This is a genomic window from Rheinheimera sp. (assembly GCF_030824435.1).
Taxonomy (GTDB): domain Bacteria; phylum Pseudomonadota; class Gammaproteobacteria; order Enterobacterales; family Alteromonadaceae; genus Pararheinheimera.
On sequence record NZ_JAVBXS010000055.1, the window covers coordinates 21,727 to 34,253 of the forward strand.

Consider the following 12,527-nt stretch of genomic DNA (forward strand, 5'->3'; position numbering starts at 1 on the left):
ATGAACATGAGTAAATCACTGATTTCGTTATTAATTGCCGCTGCAGTAAGCCCGGCTATGGCAAACGACATAGTGCCGGGTGCCAAACAAACAGCAGCTATTTTATTAACAGACGCCACTATTCATACCGCTTCTTCGGCTGTAATGGAAAACGCCGATTTATTGATGGTGGACGGTAAAATTGCCGCTATTGGTGTGGACTTAGCAGCACCAGCAGGTGCCAAAGTGGTGTCACTGCAGGGCAAACATCTTTATCCTGGCCTGATTGCATTAGCCAATCAGCTGGGCCTGATTGAAATTGAAGCTGTGCGCGCCACGGACGACACTTCTGAAGTAACAGATACCAACCCGGACATCCGCGCCCGTATTGCTTATAACGCCGACTCTGAAGTGATACCAACGGTTCGTGCCAATGGTTTTAGCTACAGCCTGGTGTATCCAAAAGGTCGTGCGTTAATGGGCCAATCCAGCTTAATGCAACTTGATGCCTGGAACTGGCAAGACGCCACAGTGGAAGATGGTGTTGGTTTACATATCAACTGGCCTTCCGCCAGCACAGTGACCGGCTGGTGGAGTGATAAAAAGCCGGAAGAAATGGCCAAAGAAAATGCCAAAGCCCTGCAACAGTTAAAAGATTATTTTGTACAGGCCAAATCTTATGTGGACGCTCAGGCTGCGGGTCTGAACAAAGGGGTGGATTCACGCTGGCAGGCGATGATCCCGGTGTTTAAAGGTGAAAGACCTTTGTTTGTGCATGCCGATGATTTACGGCAAATTAAACAAGCAATGGCGCTGGCCAAAGAGTATCAACTGAAGCTGGTGATAGTGGGGGGGCGTGATAGCTGGCGCATGGCGGACGAGCTGGCGGCAGCAAAAGTTGCCGTGGTGTTCACCGCACCTTACGGTATTCCGGAGCGGGATGACGAAGCCAATAACACCGCTTTCCAAACTCCGGCGCTGCTACAAAAAGCCGGTGTGAAGTTTGCGTTGTCGCTGGACGGTTATTGGGACACCCGTAATGTGGTGTTTGGCGCAGGTCAGGCTATCAGTTATGGTTTAACTCAGGAGCAAGCGCTGGCCGCTGTCACTATTAACGCCGCTGAAATTGCCGGTGTAGCCGATAAAATTGGTTCGCTGGAAGTAGGCAAAGCCGCAACAGTGGTGGTGTCTGATGGTGATATTTTTGATTATCTGACACATAAAGTCAGTGCTATGTGGATTGACGGTCGCGAAGTCACGCTGAACGATCGTAATAAACAGCTGCATCAGAAATACAGCCAAAAACCGGCCATTTAAGCCCGGTTGAAATAAAAAAGGCGACTTAGGTCGCCTTTTTTAATGTTAAAACAAATGGTTACAGCCTGATTTAACCGCCGGCCCATTTAAATTTATAACCGAGTTTGGTCAGCTCAGCCGCTACTGCGTCACGCTGATCACCCTGAATTTCAATCACCCCCTCTTTGACTGAACCACCACAACCACACTTTTTCTTCAGCAGTGCAGCTATCTCCGTCAGCTTGTCGTGATCTTCGGCAATACCGGCAATAGTGATCACAGCTTTGCCGTTACGGCCTTTGGTTTCTCTTTTTAAGCGTAAAAAACCATCACTAAAAGCTGTGCCTGCCGGTTTTTCGTTTTTGTCTGCTGCAACAGTGCCGGTGGCCGTGCTGTAAACCAAAGTAGACGACTGCTGTTGCCAGTCGCTCAGGGATATTTTTTTCGAACTCATGAGCTGAATACCTGTTGTGGCGGGGCGAATGATGGCAAGATAAAGCATCATGGTGTTTCTCAGCAAGTCAGCTGCATACAGACCCGGTTATTTGCTGAAAACTCAGGCAAAATCGTTGGTTTTTTAGCTGATTCTGGTAGACTGCTTCGGTTTTTAGAAATCTGGATGGCTAATGTCAATTCAAACATATCTTGCACAAAGTGGCTTATTGTCAGCTGAAGCTGACGAAGTAAAACGTCTGGTTGGCGCTGTCGAAAAATATCAAAGTGAACTCAGAGCAGCGGTGAAAAATGCCGATCTGAAGTTACAGGTGCAATGGCAATATGAAGTGCCTGAGCTGGGTGAAGGTGGTTCTTGTTCTCTTTTTGGCAAACTCGCCGCAGAACCTTATGATTTAACAGGTATTTTGGCAGGTAAAACTCCGGCCAATCATGCTTTGCTGGCAAGGCTTACTGCGATTAGCCGTTATTACCAAAGCCACAGTAAAAGTAACTGGTTTGGTATTTACCAAAAAAGGCAAAACAGCGCCGGTGAAACAGTGCTGGTGAAACTGAGTTATTTTGGCGAACCCTCCCGCGCCGAGTTTCCGCTGACCGCTGAATTTGCCGCTATCAGCAATAACAGCAGTGTGGGTTTGTCGGGCAAAGCCCGCATTATCAATGACGTACCTGCTTATTTGCAGCAGGGTGGCGAATATTACACTTGTGACCCTAAAGTGCTGGCGGAAGCCTGCCTGCCTTTGCTCAACGAAGCAGGGCATGTGGTGGGCATTATCGATTCTGAAGCTTTTGAGAAAGATCTATTTTATGGCGACGAGCTGGCTTTGCTGATTGCAGCGGCTTTGCTGGTGCCGGTTATTTTTGCCGCTTCAGTCTGAAGACTCAAAAGCGGCGCTAACAAAGGCTGAGCTCCAGCGTGTTCAGCGTTTTTCCGGTGTCTGGCACCGGCTTATTTTTGGCAAAACCGGTAGCACCGGTTTTGTTTATGGCAGCAACACAAACAGGTAACTTGTTATGTTTTCTCATTTACAGCCGGTCGCAACTGATCCAATTTTAGGTTTAATGGCGGCTTATAAAGAAGATCCGAACCCACTGAAAGTTGACCTTGGCGTTGGCGTTTATAAAGACGAGCAAGGCCACACTGCAGTGCTTGATTGTGTTAAAAAAGCGGAAAAACTGCGGCTGGACCACGAAGACAGCAAAACCTATATCGGTATGGCTGGCGATTTAAGTTTTAACGCCCATATCGAAAAACTGGCCTTTGGCCCACACAAAGTGTTGCTGGAAGGCCGAACCACCACAGCCCACACCCCTGGCGGTACCGGTGCTTTGCGTGTTGCAGCTGAATTTATTAAAAAAGCCAACCCGGATGCCACCATTTGGGTCACCAGCCCAACCTGGGCCAACCATATTTCGATGTTTCAGGCCGCTGGCTTAAAAGTTAAAGAATATGCGTATTACGACTATGACACCAAAGGCCTGAAAGAAGAGCAAATGTTTGCTGACCTTTCGCAAGTGCCGGCCGGTGACGTGGTGCTGGTGCACGCTTGTTGTCACAACCCAAGTGGCATGGATTTAAACTTTGCCCAGTGGCAGCGTTTTGCGGCTCTTGCCAAAGAAAAAGGTTTTACTCCTTTGGTGGATATGGCTTATCAGGGTTTTGGTTTAGGTCTGGACGAAGACACCAAAGGCCTGCGTCACCTCGCCAATGAAGTGGAAGAGCTGATTTTATGTACCTCGTGCTCGAAAAACTTTGGTTTATACCGTGAGCGTATTGGTGCAGTTTCTGTGGTGGCCAGTGACAAAAAAACCACGGACATCGCCCGTTCGAACCTGCTGGCCGTAGTACGTAGCATTTATTCAATGCCACCGGCGCATGGCGCTATTATTGTCAGCCATATTCTGGACAGTCAGGAGCTGACCGCTTTATGGCATCAGGAACTGGCCACTATGCGTAACCGCATTAACGACTACCGTCAGCTGATCATCGACAAACTGGCCGCTGAAGGGGTCAAACAGGATTTTAGTTTTATCACCAAACAACACGGTATGTTCAGCTTCCTTGGCATTAACAAAGAACAAATTGACCGTCTGCGCTCTGAATACAGCATCTATATGGTGGGTTCAAGCCGGGTGAGTATCGCCGGTTTAAACCACAGCAATATCGACTATTTTGCCAAAGCTGTGGCTGCTGTTCTCAAATAACAGTGCTGAAATAACCGCAACACAGCCAGTTCTTGCTGGTGGATATTTAAACAAAGGCAACTTCGGGTTGCCTTTGTCTTATCTGCTGATTAAGGTAGAACTATCGGGCATTGACGTATTGGCAGTTACCAGTGAAAACAAAGCTTGGGTTAAAGCAAAGGCTGCTGTGGTTAAATATATTGTTCTGCAGCCTGTGGTTAGCGCTGCCATTAAAAGCAGAAAGTCTGCGGGTGGTGCTGGAGTTGTCACCACCTCACCAGACTTACAACAATAACAAAGTGGGCGGCCTCAGCACTGCGGTGGTAGAGCTGATGCTCAAACATGCAGCCCTGACCCCACAATATGAAGTATATCCCTGGGCGCGGGCTTACCGCCTCGCCGCCACCACCCCCAATGTGTTGATTTACAATATGGCCCGCACCCCGGAACGGGAACAACAATTTGACTGGATTGGCAAAGTAGCCAGTTATAAATTTGGTTTTCTTAAATTAGCGTCCCGCACCGATATTCAGGTGGAAAAACTAAGTGATATTCATCGTTATGTGGTGGGAGCGCAGCGTGAAGATTTTTCCGCTGAATGGCTGAAAAATGTGGCAAAACAACCGGCCGGACAACTGCAGTTGCAACCTGATGTGCTGGAAACCTGGCGTTTATTGGTGAACGGCAAACTTGATCTGATGATTGATGACCCGGCTGCAGTGCAGGACATGTTGCATAAACATCAGCTGCAAAACAACGATATCCAGTTTGTGCTTTTTGTGCCGGAACTTGAATTACATAGCTGGATAGCCATGAAAAAAGGCTCGGATGCACAACTGGTGCAACGCCTGCGCCAGGCTTATCAGCAGGTTGAAGGTTCAGCTGAGCTACAAGCAGTGATGCAGCTGGGGTTAACTGAGTCGCAGTAAGCTGCTTGTTTGCCATAAGCCAGCTGCAGCCTTTAAAGTGCCGCTGGTAACATGGCAGGAGGTACATCACCAGCACAACAGCCATATTTTGCCCCGAAGTTGTCAACAGAACTGAGGCTGCAAACCGGGTTTAAATTTTATGATTGTGGCTGAGCCTGATAATGCCGCTGCCAATCAATCAGTTAAATTCGTATCAATTTTCCGTCGGCTTTTTTTATTTTTATATCATGTTTCCATAATGGAAATATCAATATCTGCGCATTTTTCCAGCCATTTTTTTTAAAACTTTATGCCATACCCAATCCGCGGCTGAACCTGCTGTTCATCAGAGGTTGGTGTTGTGATGCACCTGCATGAGCAAAAGGGCAGACCGTGACGAATAGCATTTCGTCCCTTTCGCCAACTTTTCAGGAGAATAAAACCCATGGCACAAAATCTGTTAGCTAACCTCGCTGGCCTTTATTATCAGCAGCTGGCAAATCAACTGAATAACCCCAATGGTTTTCAGGTGGCTACAGGCAGTACTCAGGTGATGGATCAGCCAACGCTGAACTCAGTTGCAGACAGCATTCCGCTGCAAAGCCTGAATAATTCATTTAGTGGTAACCCGATCAACACTTATAAAGGCAACTATGGCAATGTGCTGAACGGCCTGGTGTCACCTTCTTATGTCAGTAATGCTTTGGGCAGCGCTTATGCGTCCAGCTGGCTGCAATATCAGTCACAGAATTCAGCCTCTCTGGATTTTTCCAGCCCGGACAAACTGTTGAGTTCTCAACAGGCGCTGATGCGAAAATGGGGAGTGATTGACCAGATCCCATCCGGCACTGTTGAAGCTGGTGTCACGGCGCTGACCCAGGAAATTGATAATCCGGTGTCTGTGGCTGTTGCACTCTGGCATTCCAACAATGGCAATCCTTATGGTTTTACCCCACCATCAGCCAATGTAGCTATTGCGTTTAATAACCCGTCACCTTGTTCTTTCCAGATCTCCAATCTGGAAAAGAGCGCAGATTTATCCCACACCTGGGCCGAAGGTTCTTTTGGCTTTTTGTTTGATATTTTTGAGCTTGGCAACGAAACCTCTTACAGCAATGAATCACAAACCTTTGTCAGCAGTGGTTTTAACCTGAATTTCAGCTGCCGTCAGGTGTCGGTGGATGTAGGGCCAGTGGCTATAGGCCAGGGTTTTAATGTGGCCGGCGTGAAATATGGCGCCTGGTATTCACCTGATGCATTGCTACGGGCTTTTACCTCGCCCAACGACGCCACAGTCTGGAGCCGCGCCGCCGACTGGAATAAATATTTTGGTGACAATGGTACCTTTAACCGGGTAGTGACCAAACTGTTTCTGGCCGACAATATCAATCTGACTATGAGCTCCACTGCCACTTTTTCGTCGGAAGAGGTGACCAAACTGCAAAGTGCGGCTGAAGGTGGTTTCTGGCCATTTTTTGTGGCTGAGGCCAGTGGCGGTAGCACCACTACTGTCACCCACAACAATGACAATACCATCACGGTGAAAACCAGCAGCCCAATCGGCGTTTATATTCTGCTGGGGGTTGCTACCGCTTCTGTAAAAGAACTGATGAGGCAGGGCAGCTAAATGGTCTGGTTTGTTGATGAAGAGTTTGCAGTAGTCAGCGGTGGTGGTGTTGCTTACAACGTCACTATTCAGATTGATAATGAAACCTGGACCGCCTGCGACGGCGATGTGCAAGCCGGGGTGCTGAATATTCTTGCTGCCGTGCCTATCCAGTTGCTCAGTGCATCTGGTAAAGGCAATGGCATTAAGCAGGAAAGCAAAGGCCTTGAGTTTCACACCCAGACCGACAAAAGGCTGCAGTTTCCGGGTGGCACTATTAAGGATAAAACCTTTACCTTTGACCGTTATGGTAAAGGCTGGGGGCACTAGGGCACTTTGGCCGCAGGGCGACAGCCCTTGTTGCTGAATAGCTATTCAAAACCATCTCCACCGGAGATGGTTTTTTTATTTTGGTTTTTTGGTTGCTGCGTGGCATTGTCGAGTTTTTTGATGCCATGCCGCAGGCATTAAAAAGCACAAATAAAAAATCCCCGCGAAGCAGGGATTTTCAAAGCTCTTTGCTGCCAATGAACCTGCAGCGTTATAAGTAAGCCGCCAAGCGCAGCTTAAATTTTCTTGTAGCGAATACGGTGCGGCTCCAGCGCCGCTGCGCCATAAGTGGCTTTTATCCAGGCTTCATAGTCTGAATAGTTACCCTCGAAGAAGTTTACTTTGCCTTCGTCGCGGTAATCCAGAATATGAGTGGCGATACGGTCAAGGAACCAGCGGTCGTGCGAGATCACCATGGCACAGCCTGGGAAGTCCAGAATGGCGTTTTCCAGTGCCCGCAGGGTTTCTACGTCCAAATCGTTGGTGGGTTCATCGAGTAACAGCATGTTGCCGCCGGCTTTGAGCAGCGCGGCTAAATGCACGCGGTTACGCTCACCACCGGATAACTCACCGATAAACTTCTGCTGGTCATTGCCTTTAAAGTTAAAACGACCGACGTAAGCCCGGCTTGGAATCGTAAAATTACCAATTTGCAGCATGTCCTGACCGTTGGAAATTTCCTGCCAGACGGTGTTTTTTGGATTCATATTGTCGCGGAACTGGTCCACGCTGGCCAACTGCACTGTTTCACCTAACGAAATAGTGCCGCTGTCCGGCTGCTCAGTGCCTGAAATCATCCGGAACAGCGTTGATTTACCGGCGCCGTTGGCACCGATAATGCCAACAATGGCACCTTTAGGAATGCTGAAACTTAAGTCGTCAATCAGCACGCGGTCGCCATAAGATTTGCGTAAGTGGGTCACTTCCAGCACTTTGTCGCCTAAACGTGGTCCTGGCGGAATAAACAACTCATTGGTTTCGTTACGCTTTTGGAATTCCTGGCTTTGTAATTCTTCAAAACGCGCCATCCGTGCTTTTGACTTGGCATGACGGCCTTTTGGATTGGTACGCACCCATTCCAGTTCTTGTTTAATAGAACGCTGGCGGGCGTTTTCGGTTTTTTCTTCCATCTGCAGGCGGGCGTCTTTTTGCTCTAGCCAGGAAGAGTAGTTACCTTCCCATGGAATACCTTCACCACGGTCCAGCTCTAAAATCCAGCCAGCCACGTTGTCGAGGAAATAACGGTCGTGCGTGATGGCAACCACAGTGCCTGGGTAATCGTGCAGGAAACGTTCTAACCAGGCCACAGATTCGGCGTCCAAGTGGTTAGTCGGTTCGTCCAGCAGCAGCATGTCTGGTTTTTCCAGCAGCAAACGGCAAATGGCAACACGGCGGCGTTCACCACCCGACAGCACGTCAATACGCGCATCCCATGGCGGCAGACGCAAAGCATCAGCGGCGCGTTCTAAAATATTGTCGAGGTTGTGGCCGTCTTTGGCCTGAATAATGGCTTCCAGCTCACCTTGTTCACGGGCTAAAGCGTCAAAGTCAGCATTTTCATCGGCATAAGCAGCGTAAACAGCATCCAGGCGGCTCAGAGCGTAAGTGACGTCAGCAACGGCTTCTTCTACCACTTCACGCACAGTTTTGCTCATATCAAGCACCGGCTCTTGCGGCAGATAACCAATTTTGGTGCCGGCCAGCGGTTTGGCTTCACCTTCAAATTCTTTGTCGATGCCGGCCATAATGCGCAGCAAAGTAGATTTACCCGAACCGTTTAAACCCAACACACCAATTTTGGCGCCAGGGAAAAACGACAGAGAAATGTCTTTAAGAATGGTTCTTTTGGGTGGTACTACTTTCGACACCCGGTACATTGAATAAATAAACTGCGCCATAACGCTTTCATCCTGAACTGAAAAATCGTGGCCAAATTGTACGTTATTTTTTTCAGCAACCAAAGCTGGCAACAAAGCATGTGCAATTAAATTCGCCAGCAATGCTAACTTTCTGGTCTAATAGCACATCTATTGCAAATTTCTTTGCAACTTCTTTTATCTATCTATAAGGAAAGCGCCATGTCTGAGTACATTAATGATCCTGTTTTTCAAGAGTTTATTGCCGAAGCTCGTACCCAGGGCCAGGTTTGGGTGCTGGCCCATGGTGAAGATTTGCTGGTGGTAGAGTCGGTTGATTTTGAAGACACTGACGTGATGCCATTCTGGTCAAACGAAGCCGCCGCAAAGTTACATTGCAGCGAAGAATGGTCTGAATACAAACCTGAACCTATTGCACTGGACGTATTCTGTGAAGGTTGGCTGAAAGAAATGTACGAAGACGGTGTGCTGATTGGCACCAACTGGGACGAGTCGTTAAACGGCCCTGAAGTTGAGCCACGTGAAGTATTAGAAGCTTTGGCGCAAACCCAATAAAAAGTTGATGGCTGAAACTTCAGCCAGGCTTTTGCCCGTTGTCACTGAATAAGGAGCCTGCTGGCTCCTTATTTGTTTGTCACAAGCGCTGTTGGGGGTTGTGGTTGTTTGCGGCGTTGCTGTTTATTGTGCCGCGCCTGGTTGGTTTGGTTGTGTCTTTAGTTGTTCGCAAAAAAGTCGCGAAATAAAGCCGGTTGTTCCGGCAGCGTTAAATCAACACCGGTGCGCAACTCTGTCAGCAATAAGTTAAAGCAGTCCAGCCTGGCCTGTTGTTTATCATTACCGTTAATCAGATGCCAGGGCGCATTGGCGGTGCTGGTTTGTGTCAGCATCTGCTGTTTGGCAAGCTGATACTCCTGCCAGCGTGCTCTGTTGCGTAAATCTTCGGTTGTGAGTTTCCAGGTTTTGGCCGGATCTGCAAAACGCTGGCGAAAGCGGTTGAGCTGTTCTTCAGCCGAAATATCTAACCAGATTTTGACCAGCCGAATCCCTTCGTCCTGCAAACAAGCTTCAAATTCATTAATTTGCCGGTAAGCGCGTTGCCAGGCGGTTTCAGCACAAAAACCTTCTACTCTTTCTACCAGCACCCGGCCATACCAGGAGCGGTCAAACACTGCCCAGTGCCCGCGTTCCGGCAACCTTTGCCAGAATCTTTGCAACCAGTGTTGCTGGCGTTCGTTTTCATTGGGCGCGCTGATAGGCCAGACGTGCAACCAGCGAGGGTCGAGGCACCAGCCAATACGGCGGATAATGCCACCTTTACCTGCTGCGTCCACACCTTCCAGCACAATCACCGCACTTTGTTGTTGTCGGCCCATTGCTTGTTGCAACAAAGCCAATTGATGTTGCAGTGTGGTTAGTTCTGCTTTTTTGTCCATCGGGGTTCTCATAATTGTCAGAGCATCCTGTTGATACTAGCTGCGATAGCCTGAGCTCAACAACGTAAAAATCAGGTAAAGATCGGGTTTGCTGCATTTCACTTGTTGCAAATGAGAAGAGTTCTCAGTAAGATTTGCGTATCGATTTTATATCAGTGGTCAGGTTGCTTTTGTCTGTAGTGAGCTCAGGGGCGCACAGCGCTCAAGTCAGCAAATTTATCCGTTTATTGCATATCTATAGCTCCATGCTGGTGCTGGTGTTGCTGCTGTTTTTTGCGGCCACCGGTATCACGCTGAATCATCCGGATTGGCAAAGTAGCTTAGGCGCAGAATCTAAAGCGCTGGAATTACAGCTGCCGGAGCAACTGAAACAACTGCCATGGACAGAAGACCAGCTGCAACAGGCCATACAAGCCGAAAAAATTGCTTTGTGGTTGCGTGATGAACATCAGGTACAGGGCGCGGTATTTAACTTTAGTGTTGAACCCGACGAACAGCTGCTGGAGCTGGATTTTAAAAGACCGGCCGGTTACAGCTCGGTGCTGATTGAGCTGGAAACGGGCAGGGTAGAGCTGACTACTGAATATGCCGGCACTCTGGCGCTTCTGAACGATTTGCATAAAGGCCGTTATGCCGGTGCCAGCTGGAAATGGCTGATTGATATCACGGCCATTGCCTGCCTGCTGTTTGGCATCAGTGGTTTTTATTTGTTATGGCGCCAGCCGTCACGCCGGCGCAGTGGCATCAATACCGCGCTTTTTGGCGTGTTGTTGCTGCTGGTGGCTTATCTGACAGCGCTGCATTAAAAGCCTAAGCGCCTGGCAAAAGCCCGTTATTTGCTTTGGGAAAACGGGTTTTGAACAAGTCACTGTTGATATTGGTATTCACCGGAAAAAAGGAAATCAGGTCATGAAGTTTGCTCCTCTTGTTTTGGCATTGTTAATGGCCAGTGGTGCAGCCACAGCGGGTTCGCTCAATATTCAGCTGGAATTACCCAAGCCTGAGCATGGCCCTTATCACCGGCCTTATGTGGCGGTATGGGTGGAAGATGCCAAAGAAAAGCCAGTGCGTTTAATTGAAATCTGGCGGGAAAAACCGGATTGGATCAAAGATTTACGCAGGTTCTGGCGCAAAACCGGCCGTGCTGATCAGCCACTGGTGGACGCGCGCACCGGCGCCACTAAAGGCCCTGGTCAATATCAGCTGAGCTGGGATGGCATGGACGACAAAGGTGTTGCTGTGGCCCAGGGCCAATATTTGCTGGTGGTGGAAGCTGCCCGTGAACATGGTGGCCGTAATCTGGTGAAACAGGCTTTTACCTGGGACGGCAGCGTTGTGGACATTAACGTCAAAGCAGGCACTGAAATTGGCCAGATTATATTAACCAAAGGAGCAAATTAAGATGGCAATGGCAAAAACAACGGCACTGGGGTTGGCACTTTTTGCCGCTCAACTTTCGGCACATACCCTGACTGTGGTGCCTTCACATTATGTGCAATCAAAAACCGGCAGTTTTGTTAGTGTGGATGTTTCAGCTTCCAACATGACCTTTCAGGTGGACAAAGGCATTCCCCTTGATGCTTTTTATGTGTATTTACCTGATGGTTCCAAAGTAAAACCTGCCGCTGTTTATCAGGGTAAACGTAAATCTCAGGCCGATGTAGAACTGGTTACTGACGGTACTTACCGGCTGGAGCTTGGCAACGGCATGCGTTATTTCACCAGCTACGAATTAAACGGTGAACGTAAACGTTTGATGGTTAACAAAAAAGAGCGCGAAGCTCAGTTGCCAAAAGGCGCAACTAAAATAATGACCACTCAGGGCAACAGCCGCGCTATGGCTTTTGTCACTGTGAATAAACCAACTGACACTGTACTGGCACTGAGCAACCAAGGTCTGGAATTTCAGTTTGACCGTCACCCGGCCGACATTGTTGCCGGTGAAGAGGTGACAGTGACTTTTCTGATGAATGGCAAAGCAGCTGCCGGCGTTGAACTGGATTTATCCCGTGAGGGTGAGTTGTACCGCAACGATCCTGAACGTAAACACCATACAACCGACAACAGCGGCAAATTTGTCTTTACCGCGCCAGTTGCCGGCCGTTATTTGCTGGAAGCCTCTTATCAGGCGGATAGCCAGTCTGAACTGGCCGACAAAGTACGGGAAGGCATGACTTTAAGTTTTGAAGCAGCTTTGCCATAACAGACAAAAGGGCTATAACGGCATGATGAATATAAAAGGCGGCCTAAAGTCGTCTTTTTTATTGCCAGGTTAAAACCAGTGCCTATGAGGGTTAATGCAGTGCATTTTGCTGCATCAAACTGCAGTTGATGCTGCCATATGACTAGTCCTGAAATAAGTTGACCCTTATTTCATTAAAACGCCCGATGCACTTCATCGGGCGTTTTGTATTTTAGTGCAAGGTGAGGACGGCGGGTATTATAGATACGGACGGACTCG

Annotated in this window: 13 protein-coding genes; 10 read left to right on the forward strand and 3 right to left on the reverse strand. The window is 48.6% G+C overall.

What is annotated here, in order from left to right; genetic code table 11:
* A complete protein-coding gene (locus RCH83_RS11980; RefSeq protein WP_306522362.1) occupies nt 1–1,296 on the forward strand; it encodes an amidohydrolase family protein in 1,296 nt (431 codons plus the stop codon).
* A 70-nt stretch (nt 1,297–1,366) separates the two neighbouring features.
* On the opposite strand, the gene RCH83_RS11985 is transcribed toward RCH83_RS11980, so the two are convergent.
* Complete coding sequence (locus RCH83_RS11985) at nt 1,367–1,729, reverse strand: translation initiation factor (protein WP_306522364.1); 363 nt, start codon at nt 1,727–1,729, stop codon at nt 1,367–1,369.
* Between the two features lie 172 nt (nt 1,730–1,901).
* Here RCH83_RS11985 and RCH83_RS11990 point away from each other — a divergent pair, with 172 nt between their 5' ends.
* From RCH83_RS11990 to RCH83_RS12010, 5 genes are all read left to right on the forward strand, one after another.
* The gene (locus RCH83_RS11990; protein ID WP_306522366.1) at nt 1,902–2,606 is read left to right on the forward strand and encodes a GAF domain-containing protein; all 705 of its coding nucleotides are present in this window, start codon (nt 1,902–1,904) and stop codon (nt 2,604–2,606) included.
* A 136-nt stretch (nt 2,607–2,742) separates the two neighbouring features.
* Nucleotides 2,743–3,933, forward strand: a complete 1,191-nt coding sequence (locus RCH83_RS11995; RefSeq protein ID WP_306522368.1) for an amino acid aminotransferase — start codon at nt 2,743–2,745, stop codon at nt 3,931–3,933.
* A 179-nt stretch (nt 3,934–4,112) separates the two neighbouring features.
* A complete protein-coding gene (locus RCH83_RS12000) occupies nt 4,113–4,841 on the forward strand; it encodes an ABC transporter substrate-binding protein (RefSeq protein WP_306522370.1) in 729 nt (242 codons plus the stop codon).
* Nucleotides 4,842–5,265: 424 nt separating this feature from the next.
* Nucleotides 5,266–6,447 (forward strand): hypothetical protein, encoded by a 1,182-nt coding sequence (locus RCH83_RS12005; RefSeq protein WP_306522372.1) that lies wholly within the window; start codon nt 5,266–5,268, stop codon nt 6,445–6,447.
* On the forward strand, nt 6,448–6,756 hold the full coding sequence (locus RCH83_RS12010; protein WP_306522374.1) for a hypothetical protein: 309 nt from the start codon (nt 6,448–6,450) through the stop codon (nt 6,754–6,756).
* Nucleotides 6,757–6,992: 236 nt separating this feature from the next.
* Here RCH83_RS12010 and ettA read toward each other — a convergent pair whose 3' ends face one another.
* Complete coding sequence (gene ettA / locus RCH83_RS12015; protein WP_306522377.1) at nt 6,993–8,654, reverse strand: energy-dependent translational throttle protein EttA; 1,662 nt, start codon at nt 8,652–8,654, stop codon at nt 6,993–6,995.
* Between the two features lie 180 nt (nt 8,655–8,834).
* On the opposite strand from ettA, the gene RCH83_RS12020 reads away from it, so the two are divergent.
* Entirely contained in the window at nt 8,835–9,188 is a 354-nt protein-coding gene (locus tag RCH83_RS12020; protein WP_306522379.1) for a DUF2750 domain-containing protein, read from the forward strand.
* Nucleotides 9,189–9,346: 158 nt separating this feature from the next.
* Here the strand turns inward: RCH83_RS12020 and RCH83_RS12025 are convergent, their stop codons facing one another.
* On the reverse strand, nt 9,347–10,078 hold the full coding sequence (locus RCH83_RS12025; RefSeq protein WP_306522381.1) for a polyphosphate kinase 2 family protein: 732 nt from the start codon (nt 10,076–10,078) through the stop codon (nt 9,347–9,349).
* Between the two features lie 167 nt (nt 10,079–10,245).
* Here RCH83_RS12025 and RCH83_RS12030 point away from each other — a divergent pair, with 167 nt between their 5' ends.
* From RCH83_RS12030 to RCH83_RS12040, 3 genes are all read left to right on the forward strand, one after another.
* Nucleotides 10,246–10,872 carry a PepSY-associated TM helix domain-containing protein gene (locus tag RCH83_RS12030; RefSeq protein WP_306522390.1) on the forward strand — a complete coding sequence of 209 codons (627 nt, stop codon included), beginning with the start codon at nt 10,246–10,248 and terminating at the stop codon, nt 10,870–10,872.
* Nucleotides 10,873–10,975: 103 nt separating this feature from the next.
* Complete coding sequence (locus tag RCH83_RS12035; protein WP_306522385.1) at nt 10,976–11,467, forward strand: DUF2271 domain-containing protein; 492 nt, start codon at nt 10,976–10,978, stop codon at nt 11,465–11,467.
* Between the two features lies 1 nt (nt 11,468).
* Nucleotides 11,469–12,269: a DUF4198 domain-containing protein gene (locus RCH83_RS12040; protein WP_306522388.1), complete on the forward strand. Its 801-nt coding sequence runs from the start codon at nt 11,469–11,471 to the stop codon at nt 12,267–12,269.
* The last annotated feature ends 258 nt before the right edge of the window (nt 12,270–12,527 follow it).

Bases quoted from the DNA above. Each gene is read 5' to 3' on its own strand.
- RCH83_RS11980 (WP_306522362.1), top strand. From the start codon at position 1: ATGAACATGAGTAAATCACTGATTTCGTTATTAATTGCCGCTGCAGTA.
- RCH83_RS11985 (WP_306522364.1), bottom strand. From the start codon at position 1,729: ATGAGTTCGAAAAAAATATCCCTGAGCGACTGGCAACAGCAGTCGTCT.
- RCH83_RS11990 (WP_306522366.1), top strand. From the start codon at position 1,902: ATGTCAATTCAAACATATCTTGCACAAAGTGGCTTATTGTCAGCTGAA.
- RCH83_RS11995 (WP_306522368.1), top strand. From the start codon at position 2,743: ATGTTTTCTCATTTACAGCCGGTCGCAACTGATCCAATTTTAGGTTTA.
- RCH83_RS12005 (WP_306522372.1), top strand. From the start codon at position 5,266: ATGGCACAAAATCTGTTAGCTAACCTCGCTGGCCTTTATTATCAGCAG.
- RCH83_RS12010 (WP_306522374.1), top strand. From the start codon at position 6,448: ATGGTCTGGTTTGTTGATGAAGAGTTTGCAGTAGTCAGCGGTGGTGGT.
- ettA (WP_306522377.1), bottom strand. From the start codon at position 8,654: ATGGCGCAGTTTATTTATTCAATGTACCGGGTGTCGAAAGTAGTACCA.
- RCH83_RS12020 (WP_306522379.1), top strand. From the start codon at position 8,835: ATGTCTGAGTACATTAATGATCCTGTTTTTCAAGAGTTTATTGCCGAA.
- RCH83_RS12025 (WP_306522381.1), bottom strand. From the start codon at position 10,078: ATGAGAACCCCGATGGACAAAAAAGCAGAACTAACCACACTGCAACAT.
- RCH83_RS12035 (WP_306522385.1), top strand. From the start codon at position 10,976: ATGAAGTTTGCTCCTCTTGTTTTGGCATTGTTAATGGCCAGTGGTGCA.
- RCH83_RS12040 (WP_306522388.1), top strand. From the start codon at position 11,469: ATGGCAATGGCAAAAACAACGGCACTGGGGTTGGCACTTTTTGCCGCT.